This window comes from Streptomyces sp. SS7 (assembly GCF_037993025.1).
In the GTDB taxonomy this organism is placed as follows: Bacteria; Actinomycetota; Actinomycetes; order Streptomycetales; family Streptomycetaceae; genus Streptomyces.
The window spans coordinates 4,537,264-4,554,733 of the sequence record NZ_CP141223.1 but is presented as its reverse complement, the minus strand read 5'-3'; the positions used below and the strand labels follow the sequence as shown (position 1 = coordinate 4,554,733).

Sequence of the window (17,470 nt, the reverse complement as noted above, 5' to 3'; positions counted from 1 at the left end):
GCCGGGGCCGGTCTGCTCAGGGGCCGACGGGCCGGAGCCGGAGCCGGCGTCGGAGCGGATGCCTGAGAATGGGGCGCGTCTGAGACTGGGGCATCGGAGAATTGGGCGCGTCCTGGACGTCCCCTGTACGACCGCTGCACGGGCCCTTACCGACCGGACGCGAGTCTTGAGTCATCCCAACAGGCCCCATCCGCACAGGAGTTGCGATGACCCGCAAGACCCGCATACGCGCCGCACTCGTCACCGCCACCGCCCTCGTCACCGCCGCCACGGTGACGGCGGGGGTCAGTGCGGCCGGCCCCGAGAAGGCCCACCGGACCCACAAGCCCAGCAAGAAGCAGATCGCCGCCCTGTTCGACGGCTGGAACGCCGCGCTGCGGACGGGCGACCCGCAGAAGGTCGCGAACCGCTACGCGAAGGACGCGGTCCTGCTGCCCACCCTCTCCAACAAGGTCCGCACGGACCGCGCCGGCATCGTCGACTACATGGAGCACTTCCTCCAGAACAAGCCGGTCGGCAAGAAGATCGAGACCCACATCAACGTCCTCGACGGCAACTCCGCCCTCGACTCCGGTGTCTACGAGTTCACGCTCACGGACCCGGCCACCGGCAAGAAGCGTGCCGTGGAGGCCCGTTACACCTACGAGTACGAGAAGCGCGGCGGCAAGTGGCTCATCGTGAACCACCACTCGTCCGCCATGCCGGAGGGCTGATCATCCCCCGCGCTGTGCCGCCCGGAGCGTGATCCGGACGCACAGCCCGCCCCCGGGCGCGTCCGTCAGGGCCACCGTCCCGCCGTCGTCGGTCACCAGTTGCCTGACGACGGCGAGGCCGAGGCCGGAGCCGGAGCGCCCGGTCAGGCCCTGACCGCGCCAGAAGCGGTCGAAGGCGCGGGACTTCTCCGCGTCCGACATGCCGGGTCCCCCGTCCGCGACGGAGAGGACCACCTCGCGCGCGCCGGAGCCCGTCTCCAGCCGTACGGTGATCGTCCCGCCGTCCGGCGAGACCTCCAGCGCGTTCGACAGGACGTTGTCCAGCACCTGGTCCAGGTGACCGGGGCTGGCCAGCACAGACGGCCGGCCGTCGACGCCACTCCCCTTGAGCGCGATGGTGACTCCGCGCTCGTCGGCGGCCGGTCTCCACACCGTGAGGCGCTCGTCCACGATGTCCATCAGCGGCAGCGGCTCCGCGTCCGTGACCTTCGCCTCGGCCCGCGCCAGCACCAGCAGGCCGTTCACCAGCCGGCTCATCCGGACGACCTCGGCGGTGGCCTGCTCCACGTCCTCCCGTACGAACTCGTCGTCCACGCCGTCCGCGATGTTGTCCAGCGACAGCCGCAATGCCGTGAGCGGGGTGCGGAGTTGGTGGGAGGCGTCCGCGACGAAGATGCGCTGTGAGGCGACCAGCGTGTCCAGGCGTTCGGCACCCTGGTTGAGGGTGCGGGCGAGGGTCTGGGTCTCGGGCGGGCCCGTCACCGGGGAGCGGGCGGTCAGATCTCCGTCGCTGAACTTGCTGGCCATGGAGTTGAGTTCGCGCAGGGGCGCGGTGATCCGGCGGGCGGCGTACGCGCCGATCGCGGCCGCCGCCGCCAGGACGAACACCGCGAGCCCGGCCCGGAAGCCCCAGATCGACCACAGGCGCCGGGTCATGTCCGACGTCGAGTAGACGATCCGTACGGCCGCCGCGCCGCCCTCGGCGGGGACGGTCACCTTGAGCTGCCTGCCCCAGATGAAGTCGGAGCCCCAGTCGGTGGTCGCCTCGTTCTTCTCCACGGCCCGGGTCAGCGCCGCGTCCTCGGCGGGGCGCGGCAGATCGGGGGTGCAGCTGCCGGTGGGGGTGACCTGGACCTCGCCGGGCGTCTCCTGGCGGTAGGCCCTGGCCACCTCGGTCAGCGCCTCGCAGGAGATGCTGTCGCCGCCTCCGAGCAGCAGGGCCATGGTGGCGGCCTCGCGCCGTACCGACAGCTCGGTGTCGTCGCGGAGCTGCTTGGTGAGCGTGAAGGCGACCGGCACCGTGAACAGCAGGATGGCGACCGCGACGAGCAGGATGTAGCTGCGGATGAGTTGCCGGTTCACGTGACCTCGGCGCCCTTGCCGTCCTCGCCCTTGCCGTCCTCGCTCTCCTCGCTCTCCTTGGACCCCTTGGACTCCTTGGACCCCTTGGACTCCTTGGCGATCTCCAGCCGGAAGCCCACCCCGCGCACCGCCTCGATGGTGACGACATCGGCGAGCTTGCGCCGCAGCGCCGCCACATGCACGTCCAGGGTCTTGGTCGGGCCGAACCAGTTCGCGTCCCAGACCGCTTCCATGATCTGCTCGCGGGACATCAGCGCGCCCGGCTCCTCGGTGAGGAAGGCCAGCAGGTCGTACTCCTTGGGCGCGAGGGCGACCTCCGCGCCGTCCACGTGCACCCGGGCCGCCTTGCGGTCGATCGTCAGCCGTGCGCCGTACCGGTCGGGACCGCTCTCGGCGGCCGTACGGGGCTGCGCGCGCCGCATCACGGCCCGTATCCGCGCGATGACCTCGCGGACCCCGAAGGGCTTGGAGACGTAGTCGTCCGCGCCCAGCTCCAGGCCGACCACCCGGTCCGTCTCGTCGCTGCGCGCGCTGATCACGATGATCGGCACGTTCCCGCGCACGCGCAGCGCCTTGCACACGTCGAGGCCGTCGGTGTCGGGCAGCCCCAGGTCCAGCAGGACGACGTCGTAGGGGTCGCGGTGGGCGAGGGCGGCGGCGCCCGTGGTGACCCAGTCGACCTCGAAGCCGTAGCGCCTCAGGCCGCGCCGCAGCGACTCGGCGACCGGCTCGTCGTCTTCCACCAGGAGTACGTGCACAGCCGCACGATAGTGCGAAGAACTGCTTGAAACTTAATTCACAGCTATCACTTGCGTTTCAGTGGGAAGGGAAGTCTGCGAACGGGCGTCCGGCGCAGCGCGATCACATCTCACGATGCGGTACTCGGGGGGTGGATTTCGGGTGCTCGTTAGACTGAGCCGACCGCAGTACAAGGGCGTATGTGCGGAATGAAGACAAACTGAGCGAGGAGCGCACGTGGGCCTTGTCGTGCAGAAGTACGGAGGCTCCTCCGTAGCCGATGCCGAGGGCATCAAGCGCGTCGCCAAGCGGATCGTGGAAGCGAAGAAGAACGGCCACCAGGTGGTCGTCGTCGTTTCCGCGATGGGCGACACGACGGACGAGCTGATCGATCTCGCCGAGCAGGTGTCACCGATGCCTGCCGGGCGTGAGTTCGACATGCTGCTGACCGCCGGAGAGCGGATCTCCATGGCCCTGTTGGCGATGGCGATCAAAAACCTGGGCCACGAGGCCCAGAGCTTCACCGGCAGCCAGGCAGGCGTCATCACCGACTCGGTCCACAACAAAGCCCGGATCATCGATGTCACGCCGGGCCGCATCCGGGAGTCCCTCGACAAGGGCAACATCGCCATCGTCGCCGGGTTCCAGGGTGTCAGCCAGGACAAGAAGGACATCACGACCCTGGGCCGCGGCGGCTCCGACACGACCGCCGTCGCCCTCGCCGCCGCGCTCGACGCCGAGGTCTGCGAGATCTACACCGACGTCGACGGTGTGTTCACCGCCGACCCGCGGGTGGTGAAGAAGGCCCGGAAGATCGACTGGATCGCCTTCGAGGACATGCTGGAGCTCGCGGCCTCCGGCTCCAAGGTGCTGCTCCACCGCTGTGTGGAGTACGCCCGCCGTTACAACATCCCGATCCATGTGCGGTCCAGCTTCAGCGGACTTCAGGGCACCTGGGTCAGCAGTGAGCCGATTGGGGACCGCAAGGTGGAGCAGGCCATCATCTCCGGTGTCGCGCACGACACCTCCGAGGCCAAGATCACGGTCGTCGGCGTGCCGGACAAGCCGGGCGAGGCCGCCGCGATCTTCCGGACGATCTCGAACGCCGAGATCAACATCGACATGATCGTGCAGAACGTGTCCGCCGCCTCCACCGGGCTGACCGACATCTCCTTCACGCTCCCCAAGGCGGAGGGCCGCAAGGCCATCGACGCCCTGGAGCGCAACAAGGAGGGCATCGGCTTCGACTCGCTGCGCTACGACGACCAGATCGGCAAGATCTCGCTGGTCGGCGCGGGCATGAAGACCAACCCCGGCGTCACCGCGGACTTCTTCACCGCCCTGTCCGACGCGGGGGTGAACATCGAGCTCATCTCGACCTCCGAGATCCGGATCTCGGTCGTCACTCGCGCCGACGACGTCAACGAGGCCGTGCGCGCCGTGCACACCGCCTTCGGACTGGATTCCGACAGCGACGAGGCCGTCGTCTACGGAGGCACCGGGCGCTGATGCCCGCCATCAGCCGGCCGACGCTCGCGGTCGTGGGGGCGACCGGAGCCGTCGGCACCGTCATGCTCCAGATCCTGTCCCAGCGGGCGGACATCTGGGGCGAGATCCGGCTCGTCGCCTCACCGCGCTCGGCCGGCCGCAAGCTGGCCGTGCGCGGCGAGCAGGTCGAGGTCACGGCCCTGTCGGAGGAGGCCTTCGACGGGGTCGACCTCGCCCTGTTCGACGTCCCGGACGAGGTCGCCGCGCGGTGGGCGCCGGTCGCCGCCGCCAAGGGCGTGGTCGTCGTGGACAACTCCGGCGCCTTCCGCATGGACCCGGACGTGCCCCTCGTCGTCCCCGAGGTCAACCCGCACGCCGTGCGCGTCCGGCCGCGCGGGATCGTCGCCAACCCCAACTGCACCACCCTGTCGATGATCGTCGCCCTGGGCGCGCTGCACGCCGCGTACGGGCTGCGCGAGCTGGTGGTCTCCTCGTACCAGGCGGTCAGCGGGGCCGGCCGGGCCGGGGTGGAGACGCTCCGGCAGCAGATCGCGCTGGTCGCCGGGACCGAGCTGGGGACCAGCCCCGGGGACGTGCGGCGGGCCGTCGGCGAGCACACCGGGCCGTTCCCGGAGCCGGTCGCGCTGAACGTCGTACCGTGGGCCGGGACGCCGCGCGAGGACGGCTGGTCGTCGGAGGAGATGAAGGTGCGGGACGAGTCCCGCAAGATCCTCGGACTGCCGAAGCTGCCGGTGGCCGTGACCTGTGTCCGGGTGCCGGTCGTCACCACCCACTCCCTCACCGTGCACGCCCGCTTCCAGGACACGGTCACCGTGGCCGGCGCCCGCGAGATCATCGCCACCGCGCCCGGGGTCGTCCTGTTCGACAACCCGGAGGCGGGGGAGTACCCCACGCCCGCCGACGTCGTCGGCACCGATCCGACCTGGGTGGGCCGGGTCCGGCGGGCCCTGGACGACCCGACCGCCCTGGAGCTGTTCGTCTGCGGGGACAATCTACGCAAAGGCGCCGCCCTGAACGCCGCGCAGATCGCCGAGCTGCTGGCGGCCGAGCGCAACTGACCCGCGGGTCAGGAACGGTCCGGCAAAAGCCCTGGCCAGGGCCATGGCAAAGTGTGAGCCGGTCGATGGCTCAGATACTTGTGTCGGACAGCGTTGTCGTCTGAAGATTGCCGAAGACTTCCTCCCCGTTCTGTGCAACCGCGCACAGGGCGGGGAGCGTCTTTGCGGTCCCGGCGTGGGGACGCCGTGATCCGGGCGTGGGGACGCCCGTTCATATGGGATACAAGGGAAGAGCGGGACACATGAGACGGGTAGGCGTGGCCTCGTCCGACGGAAAAGTGACGCCCGGCACGTACAACCTCCGCGGGGGGACGTGTGTCCAACTGGCGTGGCAGAGGTACTCGAACTCCCCCTGGCTCGTGCCGTCCTCCGACCCCGGTTCGCCGGGGCGCCCGGCGGCATGCCGGTGATCGCGCCCATGCCCGCGGCGCGGCCCACCCGCCTCCCCAGCCAGCGTGACGGCGCCGAGCAGCCCGCCTCCGCCGAGGACGCCGTGGCCGCCGGCACGACCGTCGACCACCTCACCGAGACCTACCGGGCCCACTACCGCTCGCTGCTCGGTCTCGCCGCCCTCCTCCTCGACGACACCGCCTCCTGCGAGGACGTCGTCCAGGAGGCCTTCATCCGGGTCCACTCCGCGCGCAAACGCGTCCGCGACCCGGAGAAGACCCTCGCCTATCTCCGCCAGACGGTCGTCAACCTCTCCCGCTCCGCCCTGCGCCGCCGCATCCTCGGGCTGAAGCTGCTGTCCAAGCCGATGCCGGACATGGCCAGCGCGGAGGAGGGCGCCTACGACCAGCTGGAGCGCGACTCCCTCATCAAGGCCATGAAGGGCCTCCAGCGCCGCCAGCGCGAGGTCCTCGTCCTGCGCTACTTCGCCGACATGACCGAGGCCCAGGTCGCCGAGACCCTCGGCATCTCCCTCGGATCGGTCAAGGCGTACGGCTCCCGCGGCATAGCCGCCCTGCGCATCGCGATGGAGGCGGCGGCGTGAACAACGGGGTCGAGGGCCGCGACTCGCACGAGCGCCACGAACCGTACGCATGGCACGAGCCGACGCGGCCGGAGACAGACGATCCGAAGCACTCGCACGCTGGGAACGAAACCGTGAACCACCACCTCGACGACCAGGGTCCCGACGGGCTCGACTCGGACGAGCTGGCACTGCGCCGGATGCTGCACCAGGCCGTCCGGGAGATGGAACCGCGCGACGGCACGCTGAACCACCTGCGCCGAGCCGTTCCCGCCCGCCGGGCCCGCAAGCGGCAGGCCGCCGTCGGCATGGCCGCCGCGGCGCTCTTCGTCGGCACCGCCGTCCCCGCCGTGCTGCACGTCTCCGCGGCCGGAGGCTCCGACGCCAACCCCGCCATCGCCGGTCAGGCCTCCCAGGCCCAGGGCGGCACCAGCCAGGGCAAGGGCCCCGACGGCACCACCGGCGGCAAGGTCGGCGACTCCTCGGGCAAGACCGACGAGCAGGGCAGGAGCGGCAGCACCGAGACCGGCGAGAGCAAGGGCACGGGCAGCACCGGCGCCTCCAGCGGCAGCGAGTCCTCCACCTCCACCGCCCAGGCCGCCCCCGCCTGCACCGCCTCCCAGCTCGGCTCCGCCACCGCGAACGTCGCGGGCGCGGACTCCGCCGGGATCGTCTACGGCACCTTCCGCGTCGCCAACGTCTCCGCCACGGCCTGTACCGTCGTCGGCGCGGTCACCCTCACCCCGACCGCCCAGGGCGCGGCCGACCCCACGAAGATCACCGTGGTGCAGCACGCCTCCGGCGACGCGGCGGCAGGCCTGCCCGACCCCTCCCTCTACGTCACCGGGTACGCCCTCGCGCCGGGGTCCGCGTACGAGGTGAAGTTCGCCTGGCAGCCGACCGAGACCTGTCCCACCACGAGCGGCACCGGCGGCAGCACCGGGGGCGAGTCCTCGCCCTCCCCGTCGCCGAGCGAGCAGACCGGCACCACGGGGGACACCTCCGCCGGCGCCACCACCCAGCTGTTCACCGAGGACGGCACCGCCGACGGCAGCGTGGTCGTGACCTACACCGCGGACGACGGGGCAACGACGGTCTCCGCGACCGTGCCGAACGCCTGTGCGGGCACGATCTACCGGACGGGCGTGCTGGCGCCCTCCTGAGCCGGCACCGCCTCGGACCCCTCGGGAGCGATCCCGAGGGCCGCGTCCCGCGCGAACTCCACCTCACGGCGCAGCAGCCGGAACCACATGAACACCACGAACCCGGCGAAGACGAACCACTCGCCGGTGTAGCCCAGGTTCTGGAACGCCTTCAGGTCCAGCCCGGTGTCCGGGACCGCGCTCACCGGCACCGCCTTCATCCCGCCGTCGGCGGTGTCCAGGGTGACCCAGGCGTCGTAGACGTCGTACGGGACCAGGTTGACCAGGGACGCCGCGCTGATCGCGGCGGTCTGGCCGGACGGCAGGCCGCCCCGGGCGCTCACCCCGTTGTCGCCCGGCTGCTCGGAGGCCTGGAGGGAGCCGGTCACGGTGACCTCGCCGGAGGGCGGCGCGGGGGCCTTCGCGGCGTCCGCCGTGCCGGGCAGCCAGCCGCGGACGACGGGCAGGGCCTCGCCGCCGTCGGTGCGCAGCAGCGTCAGCACGTAGTAGCCGCTCTTCCCGTCCAGCTCCCGGCCGGGGACCAGCAGTTGCCTGCCGTAGCGGCCGGTGGCGGTGACCTGCTTGCCGACGGTCGCCTTGTCCACGGGCAGCAGCTCGGCGAGCGGGCGGGCCGCCTCCTCGCGGTCGGTCTCGGCCTGTGCCTTCGCCGTCCGGTGGTCGTCGACCCGCGCCTCGAACCGGCTCAGCTGCCAGGAACCCATGAACACACAGAAGGGGATGGCCAGCAGCACGAAGACGTTGATCCCCCACCAGCGGGGCGTCAGCAGGAACCGGTACACGCCACCACGGTACGTGGCACGGCCGCGCTGTCCGGGCGCGGGGTGGGCGACCCTCGCCCAGCGGTCGGTGCAGTCACCACCGACACTCGCCTGACCTGCACGGATGTAAAGGTTATCCACAGGCCGGGTCCCGTGGCGGTCGTTTGTCGCCGAGGGCGGGCAGTATGGGTCCATGACTGAGAGCTACGGGTCCGCCGCGCCGGGGCGGTACGAGGAGATGCCGGACTGGGAGAAGCGCTTCAGGGCGCCCAGGGTGTCATTGCCGGACTGGGCGGAGGACACGCCTGACCGTTCCCTGTTCGTCTCCAATGCGACGGGTACGTATGAGCTGTACGCCTGGGACCGGGCCACCGGCGAGCAGCGGCAGGTGACCCAACGGGCGAACGGCACGACGGACGGCGTGCTCTCCCCGGACGGCGCGTGGATCTGGTGGTTCGACGACAAGGACGGCGACGAGTTCGGCGTCTGGCGCCGGCAGCCCTTCGAGGGCGGCGAGGACGAACTGGCCACCCCCGGCCTCGACCCCTCGTACCCGGCGGGTCTCGCGCTCGGCCGCGACGGGCGCACGGCGGTCGTGGGCCGTTCGACCGACGAGGAGGGGACGACGATCCATGTGGCGCGGGTCGGCGAGGCGCCCTTCGAGCTGTACCGGCACCGGGAGTCGGCGGGCGTCGGGGACCTCTCCCACGACGGCACGCTGATCGCGATCGAGCACACCGAGCACGGCGACGCGATGCACTCCGCGCTGCGGGTGCTGCGCCCGGACGGCACGAAGGTCGCCGAGCTGGACGACACCGCCGGCGGCACCGAGGAGCTGGGCCTCGAGGTGCTGGGCTTCGCCCCGGTGGACGGCGACACCCGGCTGCTCATCGGGCACCAGCGGCGCGGCCGCTGGGAGCCGCTGGTGTGGGACGTGGCCACGGGCGAGGAGACCGACCTGGCGCTGGACCTGCCGGGCGACGTCAGCGCCGAGTGGTACCCGGACGGCTCCGGGCTGCTCATCGCCCACAGCTTCGAGGCGCGCAGCGAGCTGTTCCGGTACGACCTGGCGGGCGGCGCCCTGGAGCGGGTCCCGACCCCGCGCGGCACGGTCTCCGGGGCGACGGCCCGGCCGGACGGCAGCGTGGAGTACCTGTGGTCCTCGGCCGCCGAGCCGCCGGTGGTCCGCTCGACGACCGGTCAGGTCGTCCTGGACCCGCCCGGCATGAAGTCACCGGGCTCGGTCGCCGTGGAGGACGTGTGGGTGGAGGGCCCCGGCGGCCGGATCCACGCGCTGGTCCAGAAGCCCGCCGGTGCCACCGGGCCGCTGCCGACCGTCTTCGACATCCACGGCGGCCCGACCTGGCACGACAGCGACGCCTTCGCGGCGGCCCCGGCGGCCTGGGTCGACCACGGGTACGCGGTGATCCGGGTCAACTACCGCGGCTCGACGGGGTACGGGCGGGCCTGGACGGACGCGCTGAAGGTGCGGGTCGGCCTGATCGAGCTGGAGGACATCGAGGCGGTACGGCAGTGGGCGGTGGGCTCGGGACTCGCCGACCCCGCCCGGCTGATCCTCACCGGCGGCTCCTGGGGCGGCTACCTCACCCTCCTCGGCCTCGGCACCCAGCCGCAGGCGTGGACGGTCGGGATCGCGGCGGTGCCGGTCGCGGACTACGTCACGGCCTACCAGGACGAGATGGAGGCGCTGAAGGCGATGGACCGCACGCTGCTCGGGGGCACCCCCGAGGAGGTGCCGGACCGCTTCGAGGCGTCCTCGCCCCTGACGTACGTCGACGACGTCAAGGCACCGGTGTACATCTCGGCGGGCATCAACGACCCGCGCTGCCCGATCCGCCAGATCGACAACTACGTCAAGCGGCTGGAGGCGAGGGGCGCGGTCCACGAGGTGTACCGCTATGACGCGGGGCACGGGTCACTCGTGGTGGACGAGCGGATCAAGCAGGTGCGGCTGGAACTGGAGTTCGCGGAGCGGTACGTGAAGTAAGGGGTGCGTCGCCTGGTGCGGGCGCGTGGGGGCTGGTCGCGCAGTTCCCCGCGCCCCTGGGGCGGCACCGGTGGGCGCAGCGGCACCCCGCCGGCGGGGGTGAGTGAAACCCGTCCCCGGCCCACCTCTACAGGCCCGACCCTCGTCCCCGCCGGCCCAGCAGCTCCGCCAGGCCCCGCCGGGTCGCCGCCAGGACCACGCGGTCCTCGTCCCGCAGGACATAGGTGTCGGGCAGGTCCCAGACCAGTCCGTCGCCGCCCTCGCCCGTGTCCAGCGCCAGCACCCGCCACATGCCCGCCCGGAAGGCCTCCCCGACCGTCCGGCCCGTGAGCCGGGCGCACTCGCCGACCCCCAGCGCGGCGAACAGCAGCACCCGGCGCTCCACCGGGATCGCCCCCAGGATCTGCCGACCCATCATCGCCCCGGCGAACGACGGCGCCGACAGGTGCGACACGCTCCGGCTCCGGGTCAGCGCCTGGGGGTGAGCCGCCCGCAGGGTGCGGTACACGGCGGTCGCGAAGTCGTCGTCGTACAGCCGCAGCACCACCCGCAGATCGGGCCGGAGCGTCCGGGCGTACAGCGCGGCCTCCAGGTTCGTCGTGTCGGAGCTGGTCACCGACAGCAGGGCGTGCGCCCGGTGGATCTTCGCCGCCTCCAGCACCCCCTCCTGGGTGACGTCCCCCAGCACCACCGGCACCCGCAGCCGCCGCGCCACCGCGAGCCCCCGCGCCTCGGGCCCCGCCTCCACGCACACCACGGGGATGTTCAGCTCCCGCAGCCGCACCAGCACCCGGGTGCCGATCTTCCCCAGCCCGAGCAGCACCACATGGCCGCCCATCCCGCGCGGCGGCCGCCGCAGCGACCCCGCCCCCCGGAACGTCCCGAGTGCCTCCAGCACCGCCGCCAGCAGCACCGGCAGCAGCAGCAACCCCATCAGCCCGGACAGCAGTTGCAGCACCTGACGGGCCGTACTCGCCCCGATCGCCGGGTCGTTGATCGCGAACAGGTCCAGCAGGGTCAGATACAGCGCGCCCAGCGGATGGATCCCGGTCACCACCCACAGCGCCACCGCCAGCGCGAGCACACACCCCACGAGACCGGCCAGCGACAGCCGCAGCCGCCGGGAGAAGAGGATGCCGATCGGGACCATCGCCCCGAGACCCCGGCCCGTCTGCGGAGCGGGGCGCCTCGCGTACGTCACCTGCTCCAGCTCCACCGACCCGCGCCGCCCGGCCGCCTCCCGCACCGCCCGCGCGTCCGGCAGGAGCAGCGGCCCCTGTTCGCCGCTGCTCTCGGAACCGTCCGCGAAGGCGGGGTCGGCGGCGTTCGCGGACAGCAGCGCGAGGGTGGGGCGCCCGCTCGCGGGCTCACCCGGCGCGCGTTCGACGGCGCGCAGCAGCAGCCGGTCCGTCTGGACGACCTTGGTGGTGCCGGCGACGGCCGAGGCGGCCAGCGCGGGCGCGGCGGTGTCGGCGTCGGACAGCACGGTGGTCGAGGCGTCGCTGCCGGCCGCCGGACCGCCGCCGACGGCCAACGCGGCCGCCTGGTCGAGGAGTTCCTCGATGTGCAGGCCCAGACGGCGGTTGTACAGGCGCAGGACGAGTCTGAGGTCGGGGTTCAGCCGGCGGGCGGTGAGGGCCGCGCGGATGTTGGTCTCGTCGTCCTCGTACACCAGGGCCAGCGCGTCGGCCCGCTCCACGCCCGCCTCGGCGAGCACCGCCTCGGTGGGCTCCACGGCCTCCAACGTCCGTTGTCCGTTGCCCGGTTCACCGGTCGCCGGGGCGGCCGCCGTGCCGTTGCCGGCGGCCCGGCTGACGGCCGCGCTCACCACCCGGTCGAGCAGCGCCGCGGACACCGCGCGGGCGCGCCCGACGACCGGCGGCCGCACCGAGCGTTCGGCGGGCGGCACGACGAGCGTGACCTGCTCCTCGTAGACCCCGCGCAGTTCGGCGGCGAGCCGGTGCGCGAGCCCGTCGTCGCCGCACACCACCATGTGCGCGCCGGTGTCACCCGCCGCGCTGCCCTGATTCGGAACGCTCCCCACGAGGGAGAAGACTGCCGCACCGGGACCCGGGGTTCCACGGACGGGGCCCCGCTGTGAACACCGGGCACCCCGGCACCGTAGAAAAGGGGAGGGAATGCGGGAAACAGGGATCAGCCAGAACAGCACGGAACGCGGAGGTGCCGGACCCGTGGCCATCACCAAGGCGGCCCCAGAGGCCGAAGCGCCGGCCGAGGAGCCCCGCCGACTGACCTCCCCACTCGCCCTGACCCTGCTGCTGCTCCTGCTGGTGCTGCTCCAGAGCCCGATCCGCCGGGCCCTGTCCGCGCCGGTGATGCAGAGCTGGACGACCGTGTTCGTGGCGGTCGTGATCCAGGCCCTGCCGTTCCTGGTGCTGGGCGTGCTGCTGTCGGCGGCGATCGCGGTGTACGTCCCGCCGTCGTTCTTCGCCCGTGCGCTGCCCTCCCGTCCCGCGCTGGCGGTGCCGGTCGCCGGGATGGCGGGGGCGGTCCTGCCGGGCTGCGAGTGCGCCTCGGTGCCGGTCGCGGGGGCGCTGGTCCGCCGGGGCGTGACCCCCGCGGCGGCGCTCGCCTTTCTCCTCTCCGCCCCCGCCATCAACCCGATCGTGCTGACCGCGACGGCCGTCGCCTTCCCCCGGAACCCCGAGATGGTGCTGGGCCGCTTCGTCGCGAGCCTGCTGGTGGCGTGTGCGATGGGCTGGCTGTGGCAGCGGGTGGGCCGCACGGACTGGATGCGGCCCCCGGCGCACGCGCATCACGAGGGGCAGACGAAGGGCGCCGCGTTCTGGGACTCGGTGCGGCACGACGTGATGCACGCGGGCGGGTTCCTGGTGGTGGGCGCGATGGCGGCGGCCACGCTGAAGGCGGTCGCGCCGGAGAGCTGGCTGCGCACGGCGGCCGGCAACCCGGTCGTCGCGGTCCTGGCGCTCGCCCTGCTCGCGGTGATCCTGTCCATCTGCTCGGAGGCGGACGCCTTCGTGGCCGCGTCCCTCACCCAGTTCTCCCTGACGGCCCGGCTCGCGTTCCTGGTCGTCGGCCCGATGATCGACCTCAAGCTGTTCGCGATGCAGGCGGGCACCTTCGGCCGTGGCTTCGCCCTGCGCTTCGCCCCCATGACCTTCGTCCTGGCCATCGCCTCGGCCGTACTGACAGGAGCGGTGCTGCTGTGAACCGACAGTCCCAGGCCGCCGTCCTGTTCCTGCTCGGCGCGGCCCTCCTGCACGCCGGCACCACCGACCTCTACCTCCGCTACGTCAAGGCGGGCCTGCAACCGCTGCTGCTGGCCTCCGGGGCGGTCCTGATCGTCGCGGCGCTGGCGACGGCCTGGTACGAGTGGCGCAGGGGGAAGTCGGAGCGGGAAGAACACGAGAAGCGGGAGGAGCTGGGGGAGCCGGGGGAGGGGGAGACGCACGAGGAGCGGGAGCAGGAGCGGCACGGCGCGCACCCCGAACCCCGTATCTCCTGGCTGCTCGTGCTCCCCCTCCTCGCCCTGATCCTGGTCGCCCCGCCCGCCCTGGGTTCCTACAGCGCGACCCGCACCGGTACGGCCCTCCAGGAACCCCTCGCCTACCCGGCCCTCCCGGCCACCGACCCGCTGCCCCTCGGTCTCGTCGACTACGCGGGCCGCGCGGTGTACGACCACGGCCGCACCCTGGAGGGCCGCACCGTCCGGCTCACCGGATTCATCGCCCTCGACCACGACGGCACCCCCTACCTGGTCCGCATGGCCCTCAACTGCTGCGCCGCGGACGCCCAGCCCGTCAAGGTCGCCCTGACCGGCGCCATCCCCCCGGTGCTGCAGCCCGACACCTGGCTCACCGTCACCGGCACCTACACCCCCCGGTCGACCCGGGACCCCGTCAACAACGGCCCCATCCCCTACCTGAAGATCACCGCGGCCGCACCGACGCCGGAGCCCCGGGACCCGTACGACGAGTCGTACAACAACTGACCGCCCGCTTCACGAGGCGCCCATCAGCGCCATGACGGCGGAGACGACCGGGGTGCCCACGGCGCCGAGGACGGCGGCGATCCCGGCGATCCGCTCCAGGACCTGTCGGAACCCCTCGCCGGACGGGTGGGCGCCGATCTCCCGTACGGCCGCGTCGACCTCCGCGCGCCGGCCGTCGTCGAGGTGGTGGCGCAGGGCCTGGAGCTCGGTGAGGAGGGTGTCCAGGGCCGCCGCCCGCGCGTCCGGTCCCGCCGCCGTGTGCTTGCCGCCGGTGACGATGTCGCCCGAGCCGCTGTGCACGACCTTGCCGAGGTTGCCCGAGCCGTACTGCTGGATGTGGTCGCCGTTCATCGCGACCCCACGATGTTCCCGGAACCGCTGTGCTGGTTCTTGCCGACGTTGTTGTCGCCGTACTGGTTGATGATGTCGCCGTGCACGGCGTGCTGGACGTTGTAGGTGATCTGCGCGATGTCCGGGTGGCCGATCGCCTTGGTGATCTCGCCGACCAGGTAGGTGATCTCGCTGCGGTCCGTGGACCACACGGCGTCGCGCTGGGTGCCGGAGGTGTTGAGGACGAGGCCGTACAGGGTCGGTTTGTTGAGGAGCTTGACGAGCTGCCAGATCAGGAGGGCCTGCACGGCGAGCCAGATGATCAGGCCGTAGGTGCCCGCGCCGGCACCGATGAGTCCGCCGACGAAGAAGCAGATGAGGGAGCGCTGGATGAACCGCTTCCAGGCCGCGCGCCGGTCGACCTCCAGCACCCGTTGGCCGACATGGGAGATGTTGCGCAGGGGGTAGGCCTCTCCCTCCACCCACAGCACACCTTCGTTGACCCGTACTTGCACCACAGCCGGCCTCCTCTGTTCGGTGATGGCGGCGACTGGATGGACAGTAGGGGCGGGCGCAACCGGCCTACGGCATTTGCCAGTTATTCACTCAAACTGATTCATTCGGGCGTCCCGGGGGACGCCGATGACCGAGTTGACCGGCCGGGTGGCGTCAGGAGGCGGCGGGGCTCGCGCCGTACGGCGACTCCTCGATCTTGCCGCCGAGTTCCCCGCGCAGCTTCTCCATCTCCGAGCGCGGATCGGCCGACAGGACCCAGCGGTCGCCCACGAGGTAGACCCCGCCGTAGATCATCGCCGTGTCGAGCCAGGCGCGCTGGCCCTCGGCCTTGTCGAAGGTCAGCAGCACGAACTGGGCGTCCGCCGACTTGCACACGCCCTGCCGGAAGTCGAGCGTCTTGCCCGCCTCCTGGGGCGCGGTCGTACAGCCGACGGCCTTGCCCATCGCCTCCAGGGTCATCGGACGGGCGGTCGGCGCGGCGCTCTTCGACGCGGCCGTGCGCTCCTCGCCGCCGTTCCCCGAGCCGCCGCCGCACCCGGCGAGCAGCAGCGCCGCGGTGAGCGCGCACACCGGGACTCCGAGAAGACGACGGACGGGACGGCGCATCGGGACTCCGTACGCGACTGGGGGATCGGATCGGTCTCCCAGGAGTACGAGAGCCGGTCTCCGGCTGTTCAGCCGACGTCCCGTGCCACGGCGGTGAGCCCCGCCACCGTGCCGAGCCGGGGCGCTACGTCGCGGTTACGTCTCCCTCAAACCCTGGTGTCCGTGCGGTGAGCACCCCATGATGGGCCTATGACGACGGCCTGGCACGCCCTGGCACAGCTGGCGAGTTGGCCGGACCTCACGGAGGTCCGGTCCAGTTGCGGCACCGGCCGGGCACTCGGCTCGGCCGGTGGCGAGATCGCCCACTTCCACACCGAGCGCAGGGTGGACCTGTACCTCACGGCCCGGGCGATCCGCCGCTACGAGCGGGACCTGCGGCGCTCCACCGCGATCCGGCTGGTCCCCGGCTCGCACTGGGTGACCGTCCGGCTGGAGTGCGAGTCGGACGTGAACCTGCTGATGACCCTGATGAGCGCCGCCCTGCGGGCCCACCAGGAGCGGCCGGACACCCCCGCCGCCTCCTCCGCCCGCTGCAACGACCGGCTGGAGACGGCACTCGCCCACCGCGAGTCCCTGTAGGGGTGTCCGCGGGGATCGGTCCTCGGTCCTCCTGGTCCCGCGGCGCTCAGTCCTCTTCCTCGTCGCCCTCGAAGAAGTCCCCGACCTCGTCGACGACCTCCGCCGCCACCATGCCGCCGACCACACCGACGGCGAGCCCCGCCGCGCCCGCCGCGACGGCGGTCCCGATGCCGGGGCCGGAGGAGCGGTGTCCTTCGCCGTGACCGTCGTGCCCGTGCCCGTGTCCGTCGTAGGCGTGCGGGTCGTGGGAGGGCGCGTACGAGGAGCCGTACGAGGAGCCGTACGAGGGGTACGACGCCCGGTGTTCGGCCAGTTGGCGGATCCAGCCGTCGACTTCGGTGTTCCAGTCCCGCAGGTCGTGGTGCCCGACGCTGAACCGGGTGAGCACGTCCCGGCCCTCGGCGAGGAACCCGCCCCGCTTGTCGGCCTCCAGGACGATCTCCAGGCCGCCGGGGTGCGCGAGGAAGGTCAGCTCGATCTCGTTGATCTGCTGGGCGTACTGCGGGGCCGGGGTCAGCTCGATCTCCTGGTAGAAGGGGAGCTGCTGGCCGGTGCCGCCGATCCGGCCGTACTCCAGGTCCGCCGACCTGAAGCCGAAGCCGAGCTGGCCCAGCGCCTCCAGGATGTGCTCCTGGGCCGCGAGGGGGGCGACGGTGAGCTGGTCGAGGTCGCCCTTGTCCCTGGCGCCGGCCACGGACAGCTCGGTGCGCACCCCGAGGACGATGCCGAGCGCCTGCCCGTACAGTTCGGTGATGGGCGTCTCCCACGGCAGGGTCACGCCGAACGGCACGCTGCGCCGCTCGCCCTCGCCGAGCCGGAAGCCGCCGCCGACCGTGACCCGCTCGAAGACGACGGTCCCCTCGCTCTCGCCGTCCCCGTGCTCGGCCTCGACCCGGGCCACCAGCTCCAGGGTGATGTGCTCGATGTCGTGGTCGGCGTTGCCGCCCTGGAGGTGGACCTGCCCGGTGAGCGTCCCGCCGGGCCGGACCGGTGTGGGGTCGAGGACCGTGTCGACCGTGGGACCACCCACGCCGAGCGAGCCGAGCAGTCGTTTGAACACCATCGTGGCGTCCACTCCTTCACGTGATTTCTACAGCAACGTAGAAGCAGCATAGGTCGGGAGGCGGCGCCCGGGACGGCGGTCGTCACCCGTCCGGCGGGGATCGACCGAAAATCGCCCCGCT

General features: G+C 72.1%; 17 protein-coding genes. 9 read left to right on the top strand and 8 right to left on the bottom strand.

From position 1 onward, the window contains the following. The first annotated feature begins 206 nt into the window (after nt 1-206). A complete protein-coding gene (locus U5640_RS20995; RefSeq protein ID WP_340377305.1) occupies nt 207-713 on the top strand; it encodes an SgcJ/EcaC family oxidoreductase in 507 nt (168 codons plus the stop codon). Here U5640_RS20995 and U5640_RS20990 read toward each other — a convergent pair whose 3' ends face one another. After that, on the bottom strand, nt 714-2,075 hold the full coding sequence (locus tag U5640_RS20990; protein ID WP_340377304.1) for a HAMP domain-containing sensor histidine kinase: 1,362 nt from the start codon (nt 2,073-2,075) through the stop codon (nt 714-716). Further along, a complete protein-coding gene (locus tag U5640_RS20985) occupies nt 2,072-2,833 on the bottom strand; it encodes a response regulator transcription factor (RefSeq protein WP_340377303.1) in 762 nt (253 codons plus the stop codon). The genes U5640_RS20990 and U5640_RS20985 overlap by 4 nt, the downstream gene beginning before the upstream one ends. A gap of 217 nt (nt 2,834-3,050) precedes the next feature. Between U5640_RS20985 and U5640_RS20980 the strand changes: the two genes are divergently transcribed. From U5640_RS20980 to U5640_RS20965, 4 genes are all read left to right on the top strand, one after another. Further along, entirely contained in the window at nt 3,051-4,322 is a 1,272-nt protein-coding gene (locus tag U5640_RS20980) for an aspartate kinase (protein ID WP_067256580.1), read from the top strand. After that, nucleotides 4,322-5,380 carry an aspartate-semialdehyde dehydrogenase gene (locus U5640_RS20975; protein WP_340377302.1) on the top strand — a complete coding sequence of 353 codons (1,059 nt, stop codon included), beginning with the start codon at nt 4,322-4,324 and terminating at the stop codon, nt 5,378-5,380. Before U5640_RS20980 ends, U5640_RS20975 begins: the two co-directional genes overlap by 1 nt. 400 nt (nt 5,381-5,780) lie before the next feature. Next, nucleotides 5,781-6,374 carry a SigE family RNA polymerase sigma factor gene (locus U5640_RS20970; RefSeq protein WP_340385236.1) on the top strand — a complete coding sequence of 198 codons (594 nt, stop codon included), beginning with the start codon at nt 5,781-5,783 and terminating at the stop codon, nt 6,372-6,374. Nucleotides 6,375-6,487: 113 nt separating this feature from the next. Beyond that, a complete protein-coding gene (locus U5640_RS20965; protein ID WP_340377301.1) occupies nt 6,488-7,516 on the top strand; it encodes a hypothetical protein in 1,029 nt (342 codons plus the stop codon). Here the strand turns inward: U5640_RS20965 and U5640_RS20960 are convergent. Next, complete coding sequence (locus U5640_RS20960; RefSeq protein WP_340377300.1) at nt 7,486-8,295, bottom strand: SURF1 family protein; 810 nt, start codon at nt 8,293-8,295, stop codon at nt 7,486-7,488. The two genes, U5640_RS20965 and U5640_RS20960, sit on opposite strands and share 31 nt — an antisense overlap. Before the next feature lie 172 nt (nt 8,296-8,467). On the opposite strand from U5640_RS20960, the gene U5640_RS20955 reads away from it, so the two are divergent. Continuing rightward, a complete protein-coding gene (locus U5640_RS20955) occupies nt 8,468-10,282 on the top strand; it encodes a prolyl oligopeptidase family serine peptidase (protein WP_340377299.1) in 1,815 nt (604 codons plus the stop codon). Nucleotides 10,283-10,409: 127 nt separating this feature from the next. Here the strand turns inward: U5640_RS20955 and U5640_RS20950 are convergent, their stop codons facing one another. Next, the gene (locus tag U5640_RS20950) at nt 10,410-12,275 is read right to left on the bottom strand and encodes an NAD-binding protein (RefSeq protein WP_340385234.1); all 1,866 of its coding nucleotides are present in this window, start codon (nt 12,273-12,275) and stop codon (nt 10,410-10,412) included. A gap of 199 nt (nt 12,276-12,474) precedes the next feature. On the opposite strand from U5640_RS20950, the gene U5640_RS20945 reads away from it, so the two are divergent. Both U5640_RS20945 and U5640_RS20940 read left to right on the top strand, forming a co-directional pair. Then, nucleotides 12,475-13,473, top strand: coding sequence for a permease (locus U5640_RS20945; RefSeq protein WP_340377298.1), 999 nt, complete (start codon nt 12,475-12,477; stop codon nt 13,471-13,473). Next, nucleotides 13,470-14,255 (top strand): TIGR03943 family protein, encoded by a 786-nt coding sequence (locus tag U5640_RS20940; RefSeq protein WP_340377297.1) that lies wholly within the window; start codon nt 13,470-13,472, stop codon nt 14,253-14,255. Before U5640_RS20945 ends, U5640_RS20940 begins: the two co-directional genes overlap by 4 nt. A 9-nt stretch (nt 14,256-14,264) precedes the next feature. Here the strand turns inward: U5640_RS20940 and U5640_RS20935 are convergent, their stop codons facing one another. The 3 genes from U5640_RS20935 to U5640_RS20925 form a co-directional block, all read right to left on the bottom strand. Then, a complete protein-coding gene (locus tag U5640_RS20935) occupies nt 14,265-14,606 on the bottom strand; it encodes a hypothetical protein (protein WP_340377296.1) in 342 nt (113 codons plus the stop codon). Beyond that, complete coding sequence (locus U5640_RS20930) at nt 14,603-15,103, bottom strand: DUF6232 family protein (protein WP_340377295.1); 501 nt, start codon at nt 15,101-15,103, stop codon at nt 14,603-14,605. Before U5640_RS20930 ends, U5640_RS20935 begins: the two co-directional genes overlap by 4 nt. 151 nt (nt 15,104-15,254) lie before the next feature. Next, on the bottom strand, nt 15,255-15,707 hold the full coding sequence (locus tag U5640_RS20925; protein WP_340377294.1) for a hypothetical protein: 453 nt from the start codon (nt 15,705-15,707) through the stop codon (nt 15,255-15,257). Between the two features lie 189 nt (nt 15,708-15,896). On the opposite strand from U5640_RS20925, the gene U5640_RS20920 reads away from it, so the two are divergent. After that, nucleotides 15,897-16,286, top strand: coding sequence for a luciferase family protein (locus U5640_RS20920; protein WP_340377293.1), 390 nt, complete (start codon nt 15,897-15,899; stop codon nt 16,284-16,286). A gap of 46 nt (nt 16,287-16,332) precedes the next feature. Here the strand turns inward: U5640_RS20920 and U5640_RS20915 are convergent, their stop codons facing one another. Beyond that, nucleotides 16,333-17,349 (bottom strand): sporulation protein, encoded by a 1,017-nt coding sequence (locus U5640_RS20915; RefSeq protein ID WP_340377292.1) that lies wholly within the window; start codon nt 17,347-17,349, stop codon nt 16,333-16,335. Between the last annotated feature and the right edge of the window lie 121 nt (nt 17,350-17,470).

Bases quoted from the DNA above. Each gene is read 5' to 3' on its own strand.
- U5640_RS20995 (WP_340377305.1), top strand. From the start codon at position 207: ATGACCCGCAAGACCCGCATACGCGCCGCACTCGTCACCGCCACCGCC.
- U5640_RS20975 (WP_340377302.1), top strand. From the start codon at position 4,322: ATGCCCGCCATCAGCCGGCCGACGCTCGCGGTCGTGGGGGCGACCGGA.
- U5640_RS20970 (WP_340385236.1), top strand. From the start codon at position 5,781: ATGCCGGTGATCGCGCCCATGCCCGCGGCGCGGCCCACCCGCCTCCCC.
- U5640_RS20955 (WP_340377299.1), top strand. From the start codon at position 8,468: ATGACTGAGAGCTACGGGTCCGCCGCGCCGGGGCGGTACGAGGAGATG.
- U5640_RS20950 (WP_340385234.1), bottom strand. From the start codon at position 12,275: ATGGTGGTGTGCGGCGACGACGGGCTCGCGCACCGGCTCGCCGCCGAA.
- U5640_RS20935 (WP_340377296.1), bottom strand. From the start codon at position 14,606: ATGAACGGCGACCACATCCAGCAGTACGGCTCGGGCAACCTCGGCAAG.
- U5640_RS20925 (WP_340377294.1), bottom strand. From the start codon at position 15,707: ATGCGCCGTCCCGTCCGTCGTCTTCTCGGAGTCCCGGTGTGCGCGCTC.
- U5640_RS20920 (WP_340377293.1), top strand. From the start codon at position 15,897: ATGACGACGGCCTGGCACGCCCTGGCACAGCTGGCGAGTTGGCCGGAC.
- U5640_RS20915 (WP_340377292.1), bottom strand. From the start codon at position 17,349: ATGGTGTTCAAACGACTGCTCGGCTCGCTCGGCGTGGGTGGTCCCACG.